The organism is Pseudoalteromonas porphyrae (genome assembly GCF_001298125.1).
Taxonomy (GTDB): Bacteria; Pseudomonadota; Gammaproteobacteria; order Enterobacterales; family Alteromonadaceae; genus Pseudoalteromonas; species Pseudoalteromonas neustonica.
In genome coordinates this window covers 19,060-37,978 of sequence record NZ_LHPH01000028.1, presented here as the reverse complement: position 1 = coordinate 37,978, position 18,919 = coordinate 19,060, and the positions used below count along the sequence as shown (strand labels likewise).

General features: G+C 39.6%; 17 protein-coding genes. 6 read left to right on the top strand and 11 right to left on the bottom strand.

Going from position 1 to position 18,919, the window contains the following annotated elements; translation table 11 throughout:
• The first annotated feature begins 11 nt into the window (after positions 1–11).
• Positions 12–665 (top strand): carbonate dehydratase, encoded by a 654-nt coding sequence (can, locus tag ADS77_RS18665; RefSeq protein ID WP_054204921.1) that lies wholly within the window; start codon positions 12–14, stop codon positions 663–665.
• Between the two features lie 56 nt (positions 666–721).
• Here the strand turns inward: can and ADS77_RS18660 are convergent, their stop codons facing one another.
• The 5 genes from ADS77_RS18660 to ubiK all read right to left on the bottom strand — a co-directional run bounded on the left by ADS77_RS18660 (position 722) and on the right by ubiK (position 3,456).
• Positions 722–1,177, bottom strand: a complete 456-nt coding sequence (locus tag ADS77_RS18660; RefSeq protein WP_054204920.1) for a carboxymuconolactone decarboxylase family protein — start codon at positions 1,175–1,177, stop codon at positions 722–724.
• 90 nt (positions 1,178–1,267) lie between these two features.
• On the bottom strand, positions 1,268–2,071 hold the full coding sequence (locus ADS77_RS18655; protein ID WP_054204919.1) for a helix-turn-helix domain-containing protein: 804 nt from the start codon (positions 2,069–2,071) through the stop codon (positions 1,268–1,270).
• 8 nt (positions 2,072–2,079) lie between these two features.
• Positions 2,080–2,868, bottom strand: a complete 789-nt coding sequence (gene map / locus ADS77_RS18650; RefSeq protein ID WP_054204918.1) for a type I methionyl aminopeptidase — start codon at positions 2,866–2,868, stop codon at positions 2,080–2,082.
• The gene (locus tag ADS77_RS18645) at positions 2,861–3,067 is read right to left on the bottom strand and encodes a ParD-like family protein (RefSeq protein WP_054204917.1); all 207 of its coding nucleotides are present in this window, start codon (positions 3,065–3,067) and stop codon (positions 2,861–2,863) included. The genes map and ADS77_RS18645 overlap by 8 nt, the downstream gene beginning before the upstream one ends.
• 113 nt (positions 3,068–3,180) lie before the next feature.
• The gene (gene ubiK, locus ADS77_RS18640; RefSeq protein ID WP_054455777.1) at positions 3,181–3,456 is read right to left on the bottom strand and encodes a ubiquinone biosynthesis accessory factor UbiK; all 276 of its coding nucleotides are present in this window, start codon (positions 3,454–3,456) and stop codon (positions 3,181–3,183) included.
• A gap of 113 nt (positions 3,457–3,569) precedes the next feature.
• On the opposite strand from ubiK, the gene rep reads away from it, so the two are divergent.
• The gene (rep, locus tag ADS77_RS18635) at positions 3,570–5,588 is read left to right on the top strand and encodes a DNA helicase Rep (protein ID WP_054455808.1); all 2,019 of its coding nucleotides are present in this window, start codon (positions 3,570–3,572) and stop codon (positions 5,586–5,588) included.
• 29 nt (positions 5,589–5,617) lie between these two features.
• On the opposite strand, the gene ADS77_RS18630 is transcribed toward rep, so the two are convergent.
• From ADS77_RS18630 to elbB, 3 genes are all read right to left on the bottom strand, one after another.
• Positions 5,618–8,197, bottom strand: coding sequence for a diguanylate cyclase domain-containing protein (locus ADS77_RS18630; protein ID WP_054204915.1), 2,580 nt, complete (start codon positions 8,195–8,197; stop codon positions 5,618–5,620).
• 197 nt (positions 8,198–8,394) lie between these two features.
• Positions 8,395–8,784, bottom strand: coding sequence for a c-type cytochrome (locus tag ADS77_RS18625; protein WP_054204914.1), 390 nt, complete (start codon positions 8,782–8,784; stop codon positions 8,395–8,397).
• A 552-nt stretch (positions 8,785–9,336) separates the two neighbouring features.
• Entirely contained in the window at positions 9,337–9,987 is a 651-nt protein-coding gene (gene elbB / locus ADS77_RS18620; RefSeq protein ID WP_054455775.1) for an isoprenoid biosynthesis glyoxalase ElbB, read from the bottom strand.
• A gap of 806 nt (positions 9,988–10,793) precedes the next feature.
• Here elbB and polA point away from each other — a divergent pair.
• Positions 10,794–13,529, top strand: coding sequence for a DNA polymerase I (gene polA / locus ADS77_RS18615; protein WP_054455773.1), 2,736 nt, complete (start codon positions 10,794–10,796; stop codon positions 13,527–13,529).
• Between the two features lie 59 nt (positions 13,530–13,588).
• Here polA and ADS77_RS18610 read toward each other — a convergent pair whose 3' ends face one another.
• Together ADS77_RS18610 and ADS77_RS18605 are read right to left on the bottom strand one after the other, a co-directional pair.
• Positions 13,589–14,395 (bottom strand): lipase secretion chaperone, encoded by an 807-nt coding sequence (locus ADS77_RS18610; protein ID WP_082355723.1) that lies wholly within the window; start codon positions 14,393–14,395, stop codon positions 13,589–13,591.
• Between the two features lie 3 nt (positions 14,396–14,398).
• The gene (locus tag ADS77_RS18605) at positions 14,399–15,319 is read right to left on the bottom strand and encodes a lipase family alpha/beta hydrolase (protein ID WP_054204910.1); all 921 of its coding nucleotides are present in this window, start codon (positions 15,317–15,319) and stop codon (positions 14,399–14,401) included.
• A 444-nt stretch (positions 15,320–15,763) separates the two neighbouring features.
• On the opposite strand from ADS77_RS18605, the gene ADS77_RS18600 reads away from it, so the two are divergent.
• A complete protein-coding gene (locus ADS77_RS18600) occupies positions 15,764–16,354 on the top strand; it encodes a YceI family protein (RefSeq protein WP_054455771.1) in 591 nt (196 codons plus the stop codon).
• On the top strand, positions 16,351–16,875 hold the full coding sequence (locus ADS77_RS18595; RefSeq protein WP_054455769.1) for a DUF1285 domain-containing protein: 525 nt from the start codon (positions 16,351–16,353) through the stop codon (positions 16,873–16,875). The genes ADS77_RS18600 and ADS77_RS18595 overlap by 4 nt, the downstream gene beginning before the upstream one ends.
• 19 nt (positions 16,876–16,894) lie before the next feature.
• On the opposite strand, the gene yihA is transcribed toward ADS77_RS18595, so the two are convergent.
• Positions 16,895–17,560, bottom strand: a complete 666-nt coding sequence (gene yihA / locus ADS77_RS18590; protein ID WP_054204907.1) for a ribosome biogenesis GTP-binding protein YihA/YsxC — start codon at positions 17,558–17,560, stop codon at positions 16,895–16,897.
• Positions 17,561–17,840: 280 nt separating this feature from the next.
• Between yihA and ADS77_RS18585 the strand changes: the two genes are divergently transcribed.
• On the top strand, positions 17,841–18,473 hold the full coding sequence (locus ADS77_RS18585; RefSeq protein WP_054204906.1) for a c-type cytochrome: 633 nt from the start codon (positions 17,841–17,843) through the stop codon (positions 18,471–18,473).
• Positions 18,474–18,919: the final 446 nt, after the last annotated feature.

Here is an 18,919-nt window from a genome sequence, read left to right as displayed (position 1 = left end):
AAAGAGATGCAATGAGAAATTTAAAAAATTTATTTGAGAATAATAAACGCTGGGCCGAGCGTACTTGCAAAGACGATCCTGAGTTTTTTAAAATTCTATCAATGCAGCAAAACCCAGAATACTTATGGATAGGTTGCTCTGATTCACGTGTCCCTGCCAACGAGATTGTGGACTTAATGCCGGGTGAGTTATTTGTGCATCGTAATGTGGCAAATGTAGTAGTACATACAGATCATAATTGTTTATCTGTTATGCAGTACGCTGTTGAAGTACTCAAAGTAAAACATATTATGGTTGTTGGTCATTATGGCTGTGGTGGCGTACAAGCGGTGCTTAATGATGCAAAATTTGGCCTTATTGATAATTGGTTACGTCATGTTGGTGATGTTAAAGAAAAATTCCTTAGCCAAATAAATAACATGCCCGAGCAAGAGCGTTTAAATTGTTTGATTGAGCTAAATGTTATTGAGCAAGTGCGTAATGTGTGCCGTACTAATATTGTGCAAGAAGCATGGTCTCGGGGGCAAGAGTTAACGATTCATGGTTGGGTGTATGGTTTAGCTAATGGTCATTTGCATGATTTAGGATCAGTTGTAACATGTGCGGATGAAGTAAATAGCCAATACCAAAATGCCTCAGTCGAAGTGTTTAAGCGTACATTATAATTTATACCCAAATATAGTTTTAGTATGTTTGGGTATAACCATCGTTTGATGTGCATTTAAATATCAGGTTTAAACTCTAGGCTAACTGCTATTCTATTCCAGCTATTGATCTCCAAAATAACAGTTGTTAATTCTAGCATGCCTTGTTCGCCAAAGGCGTTGATTATGCTTTGGTAGATTTCGTCGGTGATAGTTGCCTGACTAATAGTGGTTAACGCTTCACTCCATGCTAATGCGGTTTTCTCTGCATCAGTAAAGGCATCGACTTCTTGCCATTCACTTAAAATATCTAACCGAGCTTGAGTTTCATGGTTTTTTCTGGCTTCATTAATGTGCATATTTAGACAAAACGCACAGTGATTAATTTGCGAAACCCGTATTTTAACTAAGTGGATGATGGTTTGATTGAGCGCATTATTTTTTGAAAAATCAACGTTACCTAGTTCTATAAGGTGCTTGGGAATGCGTGGGATCAGTGTATATAGTGCTTGTTGGGATAGACGATTAGCCATGTTTTTCCTCAATAGTGAATTGTTATTGAGGTTATACATTAAGTAATTATGTGTTTGCTGCCTTGTAGTTTTGCGACATTGTGGGGTAGTTTAGGTGAGAATGCTTAATATTTTACGTTTGCGATATTGCTGTGGTGTTTCAAAGGTGAAATTGAGAAACGAATGAGTGAAATGTGCATGATCATAATAACCACACTGTAATGCAATATCAGTTACTGAGGCGTGACTATTACTTAGTAATGCTCGCGCAGTTTTGAGCCGATAAAATTGCTGCAATTGGCCGGGGCTCAAGCCTGCTTCTTTTTTTAAGCGCCGCTCTAACGTTCGCCGTGTTAATCCTAACTCTTTGCTTATATCGGTGGCAGAGTTCTTATGCTGGATTAGCTTTTGTATCACCTGCAGCGTGCTGCTTTTAGCAAGTTTATTGCTAATAGCTTGGTTGAGCAGCCATTGTTCGAGTAGGTATAATTGGCTGGTAAGTGGGCTGTTGTGCATTTTTTCAACGCATGCTATTAAACTGCTATACCAACGAGGGGTAAAGTCATAGCCTAGCAAGTAACTCTCTTCAGCTAAGTCATGCAATGCTATTCCGAGTAGGTGGTAAGCGCCTGTAGGAGCAAAGCGAATACTTAATAGACTATCGTGATTAGAAAAGGTTTTTGCAAGAGTATGGCGATTGAACGTGAAACTAACGATTGGCGTATCATGGCTAAAATCAATGGTTAAGCTTGCGCCTGCATCTGGGTAGAGTTTTTCGTCAAACAATTGCGCTGTTTGCGCGCCCGAAGCACCAATTTTCCAATAACACTGCACCCAATCAGCTAAGCGTTGATCGGGCGAGAATTTTTCAAAGCTCAGGTGAGACAGTTGATTATTTACCAATAAAGTGGGCATTGTTTAGCTTAGTCTACACAATCGTTGGTGAGCTCTTCTTCTCGCAAGGTTAGTACTTCATAGCCATCAGCAGTGACAACAATAGTATGTTCCCATTGTGCAGAGAGTTTCTTGTCTCGGGTGATCACAGTCCAGCCATCTGGTTTGGTTTTTACCTTTGCGGCACCTTGATTGATCATTGGCTCAATAGTGAAGGTCATCCCTTCTTTTAGTTCTACCCCGGTGTTGCGTTTTCCGTAATGCAAAACTTGCGGTTCTTCATGCATTTGCTCACCAATGCCATGGCCGCAGTATTCACGAACAACACTGTAACCATTAGTGTGGGCAAAGTTAGCAATGGCGTTGCCAATATCGCCTAACCTTATTCCAGGCTTAACAAGTTTGATCCCTTGCCACATTGCCTCATAGGTTTTCTCAACTAAGCGTTGCGCTAGCGGTGAGACTTCACCAAGCATATACATTTTACTGGAATCAGCGATATACCCATTTTTTTCAAGAGTAATATCTAGATTAACAATATCACCCGACTTTAATGCTCGTTTAGCGTCAGGAAAACCATGGCATACAACTTCATTTACAGAACTATTTAGTACATAAGGGTAATCGTATTGACCTTTACTGGCAGGGCGAGCGGCGAGTTCATCAACAATATAGCGCTCGACTAAATCATTTATTTCCATCGTTGTGATGCCGATTTTTACCTGCTCGTCTAAATAAGCAAAGACCCGAGCGAGCAAACGACCAGACTCTCGCATTAGTGCAATTTGTGCGGGCGTTTTAATAATTATCTCACTCATGTAAATTTTCTCCCACTGTTACATTGGCATGTGCGAGTTGTTGTTTGATAATTTCGGCGTAGGTCATGGTTGGATTAAGCTCGGCCAACATGCCAATTTTTATCCAGTATTCAGATTGAGAGTTAATTGAACGCACCATAGTGGTACTAGCTTTACGAATTTCTTCGTGGAGTTGATCGCTGATTTTTACAATGCCCATGCGCTTGCCAATATATAAAACGTATACATATCGTATATAGGCAAGGATGTAAATGCAAGAGCTAAAACAAATCAGGCAGCCGAAGCTGCCTGAAAAAATAATTTTGGGCGTTATTATACTTGCGAGTCAGTGTTGTCATTGCTGCTAGTGAGTTGCTGCTCTAATAAGGCAACTTTGGCTTCAAGCTCGGTTAGCTTTTCACGGGTGCGAATAAGTACTTGGCTTTGCACATCAAATTCTTCGCGGCTGACAAAGTCCATCTCAGCAAGCTTATTTTGAATAGCTTGTTTGGTTTTTGCTTCAAACGTATCGGCAAGGTTTTTAACACCTTGTGGCATGTTGTTAGAAATTTGCTTGGCAATTTCTTCAAGTTTTGCTGGGTTGATCATGTCTGTCCCTTACTCTCGCGTAAATGATAATGACCAATATTACCTTATTGGCTAGGCGTATTGTAGTGATTACGTTAAAATTGGCTGTCTTTAATGCAATCTCTTTGGTCGATATGAAACTCAATCCTAAACAAGATGAAGCGGTAAAATATATTAGTGGTCCATGCCTAGTGCTGGCAGGGGCTGGCTCAGGGAAAACCCGTGTAATTACTAATAAAATCGCTTACTTAGTACAAAAATGTGAGTATCAAGCACGTAATATTGCAGCGGTAACCTTTACCAATAAAGCGGCAAAAGAGATGCGTGAGCGCGTTTTTCAAACCTTAGGTAAAAAAGAGTCTAAAGGCTTGTGGGTTTCTACGTTTCATACCCTAGGGCTTGAAATCATTAAAAAAGAGCTCACAACACTGGGATTTAAACCAGGTTTTTCGCTGTTTGATGATCAAGATACCAGCCAGCTGATTGCTGATTTAACCGAAGAAGAGCTCAAAAAAGACAAAGATTTACTCAACTTATTAAAAATGCAAATAGGTAGCTGGAAGAACGAATTAATTCTACCAGAGCAAGCCATTCGCGAAGCGCGAGAACCACAAAAAGCGTTATTTGCACAGTTGTATGCGCGTTATCAAATTCAGCTACGTGCTTACAACGCGCTGGATTTTGATGATTTGATTATGATCCCAACGTTGCTGCTTACCAATAATGCAACGTCGCGTGAGCGCTGGCAGCAACGGTTTCGTTACCTGTTAGTGGATGAATATCAAGATACTAACACCAGCCAATATCAATTAGTTAAGCTGTTAGTTGGTGAGCGTGCGCGTTTTACAGTGGTAGGTGATGATGATCAATCTATTTATTCTTGGCGTGGCGCTCGGCCACAAAACTTAGTACTCCTTAGCAAGGATTACCCAGGTTTAAGGTTAATCAAGTTAGAGCAAAATTATCGTAGTGTGAAGCGCGTTTTAAAAGCGGCTAATATTCTGATTGCCAATAATCCTCATGAATTTGAGAAAAAGCTGTTTAGTGATTTAGAAAATGGTGAGCCGTTAAAAGTAATTGGTTGTCGTGATGAAGAGCACGAATCAGAGCGCGTTGTTGCAGAAATTATCTCGCATAAATTTATGAAGCGCACCAGTTACAAAGATTACGCTATTTTATACCGTGGTAATCATCAGGCGCGTGGTTTTGAAAAATCACTCATGAGTAACCGCATACCGTATAAAATTAGTGGCGGTATGTCGTTTTTCTCACGTTCAGAAATTAAAGATATTATGGCGTACCTACGCTTATTGGTTAATCAAGATGACGATAACGCATTTTTACGTATCGTAAATACCCCGCGACGTGAAATTGGTACAGTGACGCTTGAAAAACTGGGCACTTTGGCCAATGAAAAGCATGCGAGCTTATTTGCTACTTGTTTTGATAATGACTTGGGTTACCGTTTAAAGGGACGAGGTTTGAACTCGCTGGCAGGATTTGCTCGTTGGGTTGTTGAGCTTTCAGATAATGCAGTACGTGGCGATACGTTAGAAGCAGTAAAAGATTTAGTGAGACAAATAAATTACGAAGCCTATTTGTACGAGTCATCTCCAAGTGCAAAAGCGGCTGAAATGCGTATGAAAAACGTCTCTGAATTATATCGTTGGATCACCGATATGTTAACCGGCGATGCTGATAATCAACCTTTAACGCTTGCTGAAGTTGTGAGTAAGTTAACTTTACGCGATATGCTAGAGCGTAATGAGGAAGAAGACGAAGCCGATGCCGTGCAGTTATCAACGTTACATGCATCAAAGGGTTTAGAGTATCCTTACGTGTTTATGGTCGGTATGGAAGAAGGGTTACTGCCGCACCAAGTAAGTATTGATGAGGATAATGTAGATGAAGAGCGCCGTTTGGCGTACGTAGGTATTACCCGTGCTCAACAGGAGTTGACCATGACCTATGCAAAAATTCGTCGTCAATTTGGCGAAACATCACAAACCGAGTTGAGTCGATTTATACAAGAACTACCGCAAGATGATTTAGAGTTTGAGAATCGAAAGGCACCAAATACCCAAGCTCAGCGGATGGAAAAAGGCCAAGCTCGTGTTGCAAATTTAAGAGCGATGCTTAAAAAACCAGAGTAGTGGTTTGGGTATGTTTATCCAGGGCTGGGCTAATTAAGTATCTGTTCGTTATTGAGTGGAGCATTTTTTATAAGGGGAATGTTTATCGCATGTTGTTTCCCAACAAAAAGTGATAATCCATGGGTATCGAGTAGGGCTCTAAAATTAAGAATTGAAGGGCCCTTTGCAATGACTTTTATTTGTTTTATTTTCGTAATTGCTAACACGCCTTGCAGCTGTAAATCGTAGCTTTCTTGCTGCAAAACACGTTTGCTAAAAGTAGAGCTAAGCAATAAATAATCAAACTGTAACTCGGTCAATAAATTTAGCTCGCAACGGTCTTTGGCAAAGTCATTTAAGCCAATTGAATATCCTTGTTCGCTTAAAGTTTTTAGGTTACTTACTTGTACCGCCGATGCATAACGAATTTCTTGTTCGTTAAATAACAGGCAAATATGGTTTTTAATATTCAAGTTTTTAAGTGATTGGCATAAGGCCCTAAATTCCGTTTTTTCTAGTAGTAGTCCTGAGCAGGGAAATAAAATCATCGCTAATTGTGCCGATTTAGCTTGCTCGCATGCATTACGCAGTAGTTGTAACTCAACCTCTAATTGTTGCGCTTTATCAGCTGCAAATTTCTTGAGTATGTCAAAACTGGTACTGCCAAGTACAGGATGCTCTCCAAATGCTTCAAGTAATGTTTCTGACTGATATTGTTCACTAAGGGTAACAATTTCAGAGCTGCGAAAATTCATCGGGAGTGAGTCTAAATGGTGGCTTGATTCAAACACATGATGACTTGAAGCTGCATTAACACTCAGCAGAGGATGATAAAATTCAAAACGGCTACGACCTGCATTTTTTGCGTAATACATCGCGGCATCGGCATCTCTAATAATTTCATCGGTATGTTTATAATTCTTTTTTGAATATGTAATGCCTATACTTGCACCACTTTGTACGCAAATTCCTTTCATACAAAATGGTTTTTTCATTATTTTAATCAATCTTTTAGCAATGTCTTCAGCTTGCTGGCGACAGGTTAAATGCGTTAATAAGATAACAAATTCATCGCCTCCTAATCGCGCTAATAAATCGTGTTCGCGTATACATTGGGAGAATGACTCACCAACACCGATTAAAAATTGATCTCCAGCCTGATGGCCGAGTTGATCATTTATGTCTTTAAATTTATCCAAATCAATAAACAGTACTGCAAACTCTTGCTCAGGGTAGCGCTGATAATGCTGTAATGTTTTTTCTAACTGGGTTAAAAACAAACTACGATTTGGTAGTCCTGTAAGAGGATCATGATGAGCGTCATGGTACAATTGTTGTTCTATTTTTTTGCGCTCTTCGATTTGCATATGCAAATGCATATTTGTTTGGCTGATTTCTTTTGTTTTTTCTGCAACGCGAAGTTCAAGATCTTGATGGCTTTCTTTTAATGCTTGGTTAGCTAAATGAGCCTGTAATACGGTCGCTATTTGATGCGAAACAAATGTAATTAGTTCAAAGTCATCTTGGCTAAAGTTATGTTTGTTACTATAGGCTTGGCAAACAATAAGACCAATAACACCTTGCGCTGTTTTCAGTGGAGCGCCGAGCCAGCTTGTGGCAGTCTGTGATTCAGGTACTTGGGTTGGTCGTTCAATTATACCAGAATCAATGAGAATGTTTGCTCGCTTATCATCAATTAACTGCGTTTGTTCAGTGCTGATCACTAATTCGCTGTAACCCTTAGCAAAGGGACGAGGTTGGGTATTGTGATTAAACTCATCAATGCAATAGGGGAAGCTCAGCCAACCAGACTCTCGGTCATGTAAGGCTATATATAAGTTATCAGCATAAGTAATTGATTTTATTATTTCATGTACTTGTTGGTACACTTCTTCTATGTGTTTACTCTGTGTTGCAAGCTCTGAGATTTTAAACAAAATATGCTGGCGTTCTAGGGTTTTTTTATGCTGCTCTACTTCTAAGTTAAGTGCTTCGTTACTTTGAGTGAGTGCGCGCGTTCTAATTTTTACTTCTGACTCGAGTAGTTCCCGTTTTTTAACCCGCTCGATTGCTGTTGATAGATATAGCGACATTACTTCAAGTAGCTCTATCTGTTGTTCGCTATAGCTTTGTTGCTTATCGTAACTCTGCGCAACTAATACACCAATTATGCTTTGCTCTCGGTAGACGGGCACACCAACCCAATGTTCCGCAGGCGTACCAAGCACGCGGAATAAACCTTTATCAGCAGCAGCCTGCATTTCATCACCTTGATAGTAGGTGGTTTTTCCGCATTTAAATACATAACCGGTAACCCCATAGCTAAAATTATGGTCTTGATGAAGAGGCACCGAAATACCATCTTTTTCATCTGCAAAATAAGACAGCTCAAGTGTATTGGTAAATTGATTTAGTAGAACAACATAAAAGCTTTTACTTGGTACGTAATCTTGCAAAATGTTATGTATGGCGGGGTAGAGCAGGCTTAATTCGGCAACAGTACTGGCTTGCTCTGATAATTGTATCAGGGCATTTTGCAAGTGATGTGATTGCTTGTACTTCTGTACTAGTGCATTTAAACGTGCATTCTTGTGCTCTAGTTTTTGTAGTAAAGCTGCTTTATCTTCCACTAACGTAGGACCGATTGTTATTATTGTATATTTATTATTCTTATATTTTCATTTTTTAGCTTAATCGTCAAGTGGATAATAGTATTAGAAAGGGATAATGAAAAATAATGATATAAGACTTTGTTTTTATACTTAGGCAATAAAAAAGGCTGATAAAAATCAGCCTTTCATTATTTAGTCTAAGTAATTAAGTATTACTATTTAGTCATGAACGTAATAGCTGCTTGAATCTCATCATCAGAGCAGTCCATACACGTGCCTCTAGGAGGCATTGCATTAAAGCCATTAATAGCATGTTCTAAAAGTGTGTCAGCACCTTTAGCTAAGCGAGGCGTCCAATCGTCAGCAGATTTAGGTGCACCTAATGCACCTGTACCGTGACATGCAAAACATGATGCTTGGTAAACTTGCTCGCCAGTACGAGGGCCAGTAGGCACATCAGCAACTGCTGCTTTAGCGCCTTCAAAGTAAACGGCACCAATAGGTGCGATACGTTTTTTGATTGCATCTTCAGTCATAGAGTTATCATATGGCTGTGCGTATGCGGTAGTTGTTAGCAATAATAATGCAGCTGATAGTTTTTTCATTTTGCCTTGCTCACTTCGATTTGAACGTGATCAATCACGATAGATGACGGAATTTAGAACGATTATAACGCTTAGCCACCATTTATAAAACGCTACGATGGATTTTTATTATGAAAAAACAATATTTTTTGCGTTAGCGCAAGAAATGACACAATGGAACTTGTCGGTTTAAGGGACTTGGCTGGTATTTTAGGCACGTTAGACATGATGAAGTTTATAGTGGAATAACTTAACCACGCTAAACGTCTAACTGGCTAAGTTATTCTAATTATTATACCCAAACCATCTCAAGATGCGAGCGTCGTTGGAATTTAAAGCGATTTAGGCAAGGTATTGGTTGCAAGTAATAGTCGTTCTATTGTTAAAATCAATCTTTTATAAAAGCAACGCAGTATAAATCTCTTTAAAAACAACCAGGTGGGTGTTTTAAAGGTACTTACTCTCATCGTTGTTACTTCTTAAAAGGGACTGCCATTGTTGCAAAATAACGCCTGATATTAAGCCCCTGTGAAACGCTGAATTCTGTATCTTGAGGTGGCTCGGGTATGGTTGCTAGCTCATGCGTAATACTGCGCCAACTAGCTTTTCAATTCCTGCATCTGCTTCTAGAATCGATTGCGCTAACATGTAAGCAGGGGTGCTCACGAGTTTGTACTGTTCATCAATTACGATGTCACTTACTGCGCAATCAACGTGCTGAGCACCTAATTTTTGCATGGCGTGTGCTGTATTAGCATCATTACCAATTGTTGCTTTTACGCCAGTATTATAAATCAATGGGATCATTGCAGGGGCGATGCACATATAGCCTGCTGGCTTATTAGCATTAGCAAAGGCTTGGCAAGCACGTAACATCTGAGGATTCACCTGTGCATCAGATCCTTTTATAGCAAAATCACATAGGTTTTTTGCTGCACCAAAACCACCAGGAATAATTAAGCCATCAAAGTCATTTGCAGTGAGCTCTGTGAGAGCTTTTATATCACCGCGAGCAATACGTGCGGCTTCCACTAATACATTACGGTTAGGTTGCATTTCTTCACCATTGAGGTGATTAATGGTGTGCAATTGATCAATATCAGGAGCAAAACATTGATAACTAGCGCCTGCTTTAGCTATATGTAATAAAGTTAATACAGCTTCGTTGATTTCTGCGCCGTCATAAACACCACAACCAGCTAAAATTACAGCTATCTTTTTCATGCCTTTACTCTCCTTTAGTTTTAGTCGTATCAGTTTAGCATGGTCAACTAACTTGAGCTTTGGAATCGAGCGGGCTCGATAACTGTTCCTGCGTTATTCTACTGGCTCACATCCAGTGAGAATAAGTAAAAACCGAGCAAAGCTTCCGCGTCCTGCTCACGCCCTTACCTACATCGGTGTAGGCAACAAAGAGTTAATCTCCCCTGGGAAGAACCCTTTGGGCAGCGCATGTTTGGCATTTATAATGCGTTATCGTCTATTTATGGGGAACAACCACACGCCCTAGTCCAAAGCGCAAGTTAACTAATCGTAGTCGTGATTTCTATAAGATCACTGATGATCTTAGAAAGTTAATTTAAAATAATTTTACTTTTAAAATTAACTTTAAGCGGAGTAAAAGCACGCTATATACTTTTTTTTAAGTTTGCTAATAGGAAAAAATTATAAAGGATCGCTATGATCTTTGATCCATTGTGGTAGAATGCTCGTCCGGTTATTTAGAAGCTTTAAAATAATCGAGAAACTAGATTGAATGAACAAAGACTTAAAAATTTTTTCCACATTCAGCTAATAAAATAATAAAAAAGAACATCGTATTATCTTTTTAAATAAAACAATAACTTACATTTTTTCTAAGTCGTTTTTACTACTTTGGAAGAATTTTCCGTGGTTGTTATCTACATAGTTATCCACAACTTACTCTTTTAATGATTACTTGCGTAACTAATTCACAGTCGTTTTCTGTACTGCCTTATGGCATGCTTGTAATTATTTAGTTTTTATCTCATTTAGGATCCAATTACACCATGGCTCAGATCCCCGAAAACCCACTTATTTTAGTTGATGGTTCATCGTATTTATTTCGTGCTTATCATTCTCCGCCGCACTTAACAAACTCTAAAGGCGAAGCCACTGGCGCTATTTATGGCGTAGTTAATATGATGAAAAGTCTGATCAAGCAGTATGATCCAAGTCATATGGTGGTGATTTTTGATGCCAAAGGTAAAACCTTCCGTAACGATATGTACAGTGAATATAAAGCCAATCGCCCGCCTATGCCGGATGATTTACGCACTCAGATAGCGCCACTACACGATATTATTAGAGCGATGGGCTTTCCGTTGATCAGCATTGAAGGTGTTGAAGCCGATGATGTGATTGGTACGTTTGCACGTATTGCTTCTGAGCAAAAACGTCACGTATTAGTGTCAACGGGTGATAAAGACATGGCTCAGCTTGTTAATGAGCATGTTACTTTGATCAATACGATGACTGATAGCATTTCAGATCCCGTCACTGTGGTTGAAAAGTTCGGTGTTGGCCCTGAATTGATCATTGATTATTTAGCTTTGATGGGTGATAAGGTTGATAACATACCAGGTGTAGACGGGTGTGGACCAAAAACAGCGGTTAAGTGGTTACAAAAATATGGATCATTACAAGGTGTATTAGATCATGTGAGTGAGATCAAAGGTAAAATAGGTGAAAAGCTGGCAGCAGCAGTACCTCATTTACCATTGAGTTATGAACTTGCGACAATAAAGTGTGATGTTGAGGTTGAATCAGATCTAGATACGTTCAAGCTACAAGAACCTGATCGTGATGCGTTGATTGCTTTATATGGTGAATGTGAATTCCGCCGCTGGTTGGCTGAGTTACTCGACAATCCAAAAGATGCTGAGACTCATTTAGCCGTGCCAAGTGAAGTGAGTGAATTGCCGCAAGTGGTAGACGCTCACTATGAAACAATCCTTACTGAAACACAGCTTGATACGTTAGTTGAGCAATTAAATGCTGCTGAATTATTTGCTTTTGATACTGAAACAACCAGCTTAGATTACATGCAAGCGCAGTTAGTCGGCATGAGCTTTGCCATAAAGGCCGGTGAAGCGGTTTATTTACCCGTTGCCCACGATTACCCCGGCGCACCGCAGCAATTAAGTTTAGAGACTGTGATGGCGAAGATTGGGCCAATTTTAGCAGATGAAAATAAAGCCAAAGTAGGGCAAAACCTTAAATACGATAAAAGCGTATTAGCGAATGCTGGTTTTGAACTAAAAGGGATTAAGTTCGATACCATGCTTGAGTCATACGTGTTTAACAGTGTAGGCACACGCCACGATATGGACTCTTTAGCATTAAAATATTTAGGTCATAAGAATATCAGCTTTGAAGATATTGCAGGTAAAGGCAAAAAACAGCTAACGTTCAACCAAATTGAACTTGAAAAAGCCGCGCCGTATGCAGCAGAAGATGCGGATATAACCCTACGATTGCACCAAGTACTTTGGCCTAAAATTGAAGCCGACGATAAGCTTAAATCAGTATTCGAAGAAATTGAATTACCATTAATTAGTGTTATTTCAGATATAGAACGCACCGGCGTAGCGATTGATAGCAAGATGCTAGCAGCGCATAGCCAGCGTTTAGGTGAGCGACTTATTGAGCTTGAAAAAGAAGCGCATGAAATAGCAGGCGAACCATTTAATTTAAGTTCACCTAAGCAGTTACAAGTATTATTGTTTGAAAAGCTTGAGCTGCCAGTTATTAAGAAAACGCCAAAAGGTGCCCCATCAACCGCTGAAGAAGTGCTGCAAGAATTAGCGCATGATTATCCGTTGCCTAAAGTTATTATTGAGCACCGTGGTTTATCTAAGCTTAAATCGACCTACACTGACAAACTACCGCTAATGGTCAATGCGCAGACTAACCGCGTGCATACCTCGTATCATCAAGCAGTGACAGCAACAGGGCGTTTAAGCTCGACGGATCCAAATTTACAGAATATTCCAATTCGCTCAGAAGAAGGGCGTCGTATTCGTGAAGCATTTATAGCCGCTGAGGGTTATAAAATTGTCGCTGCCGATTACAGTCAAATTGAATTACGTATAATGGCGCATTTATCGCAAGATAAAGGCTTATTGAATGCGTTCGCACAAGGCTTAGATGTACACAGTGCAACTGCGGCTGAAGTGTTTGGTGTTGACTTAGATGATGTAACCACAGATATGCGCCGTAAAGCGAAAGCGGTAAACTTTGGTTTGATTTATGGTATGTCAGCCTTTGGTTTAGCACGTCAACTTGATGTGCCACGCCATGAAGCACAGCACTATATCGACAAATATTTTGAGCGTTTCCCGGGGGTATTAGAGTACATGGAATCAACGCGAGAAAAAGCCGCTGAAAAAGGCTATGTTGAAACCATTTTTGGTCGTCGCTTACATTTACCTGAAATTAATGCTCGCAACGGTGCTCGTCGTAAAGGTGCTGAACGCGCAGCGATTAATGCGCCAATGCAAGGCACTGCGGCAGACATCATTAAAAAAGCTATGCTGACAGTTCACAAATGGGTGCATGAGCAAGCACCCAATACAGTGAAGTTATTGATGCAAGTACACGATGAATTAGTATTTGAAATCAAAACAGAATGTGCTGAAAAATACACGGTAGAAATTTGTAGATTAATGTCAGAAGCTGCGAAGCTAGATGTGCCATTAATTGTTGAAGCCGATGTTGGTGACAACTGGGAGCAAGCACATTAATAGGTAAACAAGCTCTGAGGAGTTTACAGAGTGAAAAAACGCGGCTAGAGCCGCGTTTTTTATGTACGAGGATAAATTGCCAAAAATCGTCGCTTTTGGTTAGGTGTTAAATGTTCATCAAGTAAAGCTGTAATTTTTTGTTTGGCTTGTTCTTTATCATATTGCTCATTTAATAAATTTATTTGAGAGATTAATTGCTTACTCAATGCTTGCCATTGTTCTCGCTGTTGCTGCAATGCGATTAAACGTGTTGCGCTCGCATCACCAAACTCGCTCGCCAGTTGGTTGTAATCGGAATTGATGAGTGCCTTTTCAAATTCATTATTCAATGCCTGTAACTGTTTGCTGGGTTTTAGTGCTTGAGTAAGGCGTTCAGGTAATGCACTTTCAAGATTCACTAGTAGCTGTTGTTTTAACTCATCGCTTATTGTTTCATCTTCGTTAATTTCAAGCTTAGCAATCGTATAGCGTTGCCATTGGTTGTCGTCATCGAATAGTAAAGCGATTTCATCGTCGCTAAAAAAGCGGCTTTGAAAAGCGATCATTGTTTTTAATTGCTCTGACAGTGGTAGCGCAATCAGCGTATATTGCAACTGAGCAAGTTCCTGCTTAAAGCTTAAGTAACGTGTAAATAAAGCCGCATGTTTTTTACATTGTACTATTTGCGTGCAGGCGTGTTGTGTTTGTTCAATATTAAAATGCTCGCGTTCTTGCTCAGCTAAAATAACGTGTTCAAATATGTCGTCAACCGCTGTGGGTATTGTTACAGCTGGCAAGGAGGCCCGTTTGTCAGCGGGGTAGATAAAGTAACTAACAACAAGGACTGTGGTGATTACCACAAGTCCTATTCGATATGAGCGAGACATACTCTATAAGCCCATTCTTTTTAAACGGTTCGCATGTTGGCGGTAAACCGTTAATGGGTCAGTTTCAAAAATATGATGAAAGCCAATCATCTGATTTACTTCATCAAGGTGGTTCATTTTGTAGTTGTCCTTCAAAACATAACCAAGGTGGCTGCTACAACGAGATACTAACCCATCATCGTCCCCAGGGATAAGGAGTGATGTGATTGCTAATGCGGCATCTGACGGGTCAAAAATATTAGTAAGTGTACGCGTCCCACTCCATGAAAAATAGTAAACCCCATTACTTGCTTGCATAGGGCCTTGTTCGCATTGTGATGCAGGCAAACCCTCAGGGTATTTTAGATTAAACGCGAGTGCACCTTCAGTGGTTAAGCTCTCAAGTGCACCCACCGCATTTTGTGGCAAACCACTATTACCTGAAAGTAAGGCTATTAACCCGCCAAAAGCATTGAATGCTGTTTTGGCTACTCCCTCAAGCTTTGAGCCGGGGGTAAGACCTTGACGAACAACGTCTGCAACAGGGCTACCAAAGTTAACGCCTCCAACGCTGGTTGCTGAAGCTACAATGTCTGGGCGAATAGATGCTACATAACGAATACTCTGAGCCCCTTGACTATGGCCAATTAAATTAACTTTACTCGCCCCTGTTAATGCCATTATTTGCTCGACTTGCAGCAATAATTGTTCACCTCGTTGCTCAGAACTATTTACAGAGGAAACCGAAGTGACATAAACGCGTGCGCCATCTTTACTTAAATTTGTTGGTAGACGATAGAAGTAATCAATCCCTAATACATCATCAAAACCCATAATCCCATGTGCTAACACGAGGGGGTATTTAGTTTGGGTATAACCTGCACTTGCTGCAGAGCTAAAAATAAACAATAAGCTACAAATAGATAGAACGATTATTTTTTTCATTAAGAGTACTCTTTTTGTGTGTTTTATAATCACACTATTAAATTGCGCTGGGCAGTAAAATGGTGTGGAGCTTTTATTCTATTATTCCCAATAGAGCAAATTATCACCGCTTTATCAATGTTAATTTTAAGTTAAATTAAAATATAATTTGTAGGATTAGTTATATGTTTATCAATTCTTTCAATTCGTCTGTGTATTTAGTTTATTTATGTGAACTAGTTTGGTAAAGTCCGCGCCGTCCTCATCCTGTAGGACATCCTGTTGATGATGCACTCGAAAGGGTGCAACGTATTGATAGCTTCTCCCCAGTTTGCTATGCCGGCCCCGCATTAATTTACGGGGCCGTTTTTTTGTTATTTAGATGTTAATTATCAAGACGTTGATTGCACTTAATAATGCAAGTGATACTATTAAGACTCATTTTCATTTTTAAAGAGTTGCGTCATGATTAAGTCATTTGCGATTATTGGTTTATCACTCACTAGTTTATTTTCAGCCAGCTTTGCGCATGCAGATTGGCAGCTTGATAACGAGCATAGTAAAGTTAGTTTTGTATCAATTAAAAGTAATTCAATTGCTGAGGCGCATCACTTTAAGGCATTAACGGGTGAGCTTTTGGAGCAAGGTCAATTTAAATTAGAAATAGACCTTAATTCAGTTGAAACGCTTATTCCTATTCGTAACGAGCGCATGAGTCAGTTGCTTTTTAAGGTTGCTAAATTTCCTGCTGCGACACTTAGCGCCGATTTATCAAGCGCAGTAAAAATACTAAAGCCAGGTTTGCACCTTCTTGAAGGAAAAAAAGCAGAGCTGAATTTTCATGGTCAAACAAAAACATTGAACATTGATGTATTAGTGACAGTATTAGAAAACGGCGATATGACGGTAAGTTCGTTTACACCTGTGATTATTAATGCCGCTGACTTTAGTGTGACTGAAGGCATTACACAGTTACAAAAGTTAGCTGGATTACCCTCTATAGCAACCGCAGTACCCGTCACGTTTACACTTACACTTACACTTAAAAAACAGTGATCTCACTCAAAGAGTTGGCTGCCCAATTGAGTCAGCCAAGCAAACCGTTTGATAGTTGGCAACCGGCTCATTGTGGGGAGCTGCCCATTGTTATTGATGCGCAAGGCAAATGGCATTATGCAGGTAGCGAGATAACACGCAGTGCAATGGTTAAGCTATTTGCTAGCGTATTATGTAAAGAGCAAGGTCAGTTTTACTTAAAAACACCCGTTGAGAAAATCGCAATTACAGTTATTGATGCGCCTTTTAATATTATTGCATGGCACATGGAGCAGACAGCGCAAGGCACAGTACTGTGTTGTCGTGACAACATAGAAAGAACGTGGTTGGTCAGTGCTGATTTACCATTGGTAATGCAAAACTATCAAGGCAATGAGATACCTTATTTACAATTACCAAATGGATGTAGTGCACGAATAGCGAGAAGTGTATTTTATCAGTGGGCTGAAGAAATAGCACAAGCTGATGAGCAAGGCTATTTCATTCAATCTGCAGGGCAGCGTTTTTATTTAAATGTGTAGTTGTTTAACTAAGCTGAGTTTAACTCGCATCTGATTCAGGTGTTTGTTCTGGTTCTTGTGGCGGGATAGCGATGATAGGCCCTAAGAACCATTCATCTAATTTTTTAGCAACTTCAGGTAAGCCTGTGCCTTTTAATGATGAAAAGGCATGCACAGTGATGTCACCATCAAGTGTGCTAAGCTCACGGCGAACTTGCAATACTTGTGCTTTACGTGCACCTTGTTTTAGCTTATCAGCCTTTGTTAAAAGCGCTAACACAGGAATTTCACTGCCAATAGCCCAGTTAATTAAATCACGGTCTAAATCTTTTAATGGGTGGCGAATATCCATTAAAATCACGATACCTTTTAAGCTTTGGCGTTTTTGCAGATACTCACCTAATGATTTCTGCCACTTCTTTTTCATTTCGATTGGTACTTTAGCAAAACCATAACCAGGTAAATCGATTAAACGCATATCATCAACATCAGCAAGCTCAAATGTATTGATCAGCTGTGTACGACCAGGCGTTTTACTGGTACGTGCTAGTTTTTGATCTGTTAGTGCATTTAGCGCACTCGATTTACCTGCGTTGGAGCGACCAGCAAATGCAACTTCAATTCCCGTATCAGCAGGTAATTTAGTGATGTCTGGAGCGCTGGTAACGAACGACGCAGTGTTATATTTGATACGAGATTTGAGCACAGGCTTTCCTAAGTACATAAATAAAGAAGAAGAGTAAACTAATTTTACTCAAGGCGCGTATTTTATACTATTACAGCCGTATTAAAAAGCGTCTTTAGGTCTTCAAAAGGGCTTAAAATTGAGTAAAACTATGCAACTAAAGCTTAATCTAGGTCAAAACCCTATAATTTATAAGTTTAATGTGAGTAGAAAACGTGCCAGAGAATTTATTATCGTGTAGAATATACATATCACAACATCCATATTGTAGATGATACAGGGTCGGAACAGAGAATTCACCATGAAAAAAATAGCACTATCTTTAACTATATTGCTTGGTGCGTTGTCAGCAAGCAACGCAACAGCATTTGATGGCGATGTAAACGCAGGTAAAGAAAAATCAGCAACGTGTGCGGCTTGTCACGGCCCAGACGGTAATGCACCGATTAATATCTACCCGAAAATTGCAGGCCAACACGCAGATTACATATACAAGCAACTTACCGAATTTAAACTTGGTATGACTTCGGGTGGCAAAAGCGGCCGAATGGATCCTGTTATGAGCGCAATGGCAATGCCATTAAGCGATCAAGACATGAAAGACTTATCAGCTTATTTTTCGTCATTAAACATGTCTGAAGGTGAAACACCTAAAGATGTAGTTGAAGTTGGCGCAATGCTTTTTAAAGCTGGAGATGCTGAACGTGGTATTCCATCGTGTGCATCATGTCATGGTCCACGCGGCAATGGTTCTTCATTAGCTAAGTTTCCAAAAATTTCTTTCCAACATCCAGAATATATCAAAGCACAGCTTGAGAAATTCCGTGATGGCTCACGTGAAAATGATTTAAATGGAATGATGAAAGATATTGCTCAAAAACTAACAGATAAAGATATCGAAGTACTTTCTAAGTACTTAGGTGGTCTACACTAAAGTAGTATGGAATAGCTTGGTTTTTAGTACTAAGCTCTATACTAATGATAAAAAGCAGCATTCGCTGCTTTTTTTGTGTCCAGAATTTGCCGATATAACCTACTCGCCTGTGAGACATTGACCATGCTGCGTTGTAAGCTAAGTCTTATTTTAATTTCACTTATTGAAGTAACCTATTGTAATTTAATGTTTTCGTCATGTTGCAATTTGAGCGGTGCAATAAATATTATATAAATTAGTTGTAACAAATTTATTAATGCGTAAATTAACCCCTGTCGCTGAAACAATAAAAACAATATGGATTTAACTATACGGAAAGTAGTACGGCGATAATACTGGGGTTAAAACATCGGTTGATGTTCTCAAAGGAAATACTAAAAAAGTGTCAATGAAGACCGATAATAATAAAAAGTCATGGAAGTTAAAAAATAATAATAAAATGGAAT

Bases quoted from the DNA above. Each gene is read 5' to 3' on its own strand.
- ADS77_RS18585 (WP_054204906.1), top strand. From the start codon at position 17,841: ATGAAAAAAATAGCACTATCTTTAACTATATTGCTTGGTGCGTTGTCA.
- ubiK (WP_054455777.1), bottom strand. From the start codon at position 3,456: ATGATCAACCCAGCAAAACTTGAAGAAATTGCCAAGCAAATTTCTAAC.
- ADS77_RS18655 (WP_054204919.1), bottom strand. From the start codon at position 2,071: ATGCCCACTTTATTGGTAAATAATCAACTGTCTCACCTGAGCTTTGAA.
- ADS77_RS18600 (WP_054455771.1), top strand. From the start codon at position 15,764: ATGATTAAGTCATTTGCGATTATTGGTTTATCACTCACTAGTTTATTT.
- ADS77_RS18610 (WP_082355723.1), bottom strand. From the start codon at position 14,395: ATGTCTCGCTCATATCGAATAGGACTTGTGGTAATCACCACAGTCCTT.
- ADS77_RS18645 (WP_054204917.1), bottom strand. From the start codon at position 3,067: ATGGGCATTGTAAAAATCAGCGATCAACTCCACGAAGAAATTCGTAAA.
- can (WP_054204921.1), top strand. From the start codon at position 12: ATGAGAAATTTAAAAAATTTATTTGAGAATAATAAACGCTGGGCCGAG.
- ADS77_RS18625 (WP_054204914.1), bottom strand. From the start codon at position 8,784: ATGAAAAAACTATCAGCTGCATTATTATTGCTAACAACTACCGCATAC.
- elbB (WP_054455775.1), bottom strand. From the start codon at position 9,987: ATGAAAAAGATAGCTGTAATTTTAGCTGGTTGTGGTGTTTATGACGGC.
- map (WP_054204918.1), bottom strand. From the start codon at position 2,868: ATGAGTGAGATAATTATTAAAACGCCCGCACAAATTGCACTAATGCGA.
- ADS77_RS18605 (WP_054204910.1), bottom strand. From the start codon at position 15,319: ATGAAAAAAATAATCGTTCTATCTATTTGTAGCTTATTGTTTATTTTT.
- rep (WP_054455808.1), top strand. From the start codon at position 3,570: ATGAAACTCAATCCTAAACAAGATGAAGCGGTAAAATATATTAGTGGT.
- polA (WP_054455773.1), top strand. From the start codon at position 10,794: ATGGCTCAGATCCCCGAAAACCCACTTATTTTAGTTGATGGTTCATCG.
- ADS77_RS18660 (WP_054204920.1), bottom strand. From the start codon at position 1,177: ATGGCTAATCGTCTATCCCAACAAGCACTATATACACTGATCCCACGC.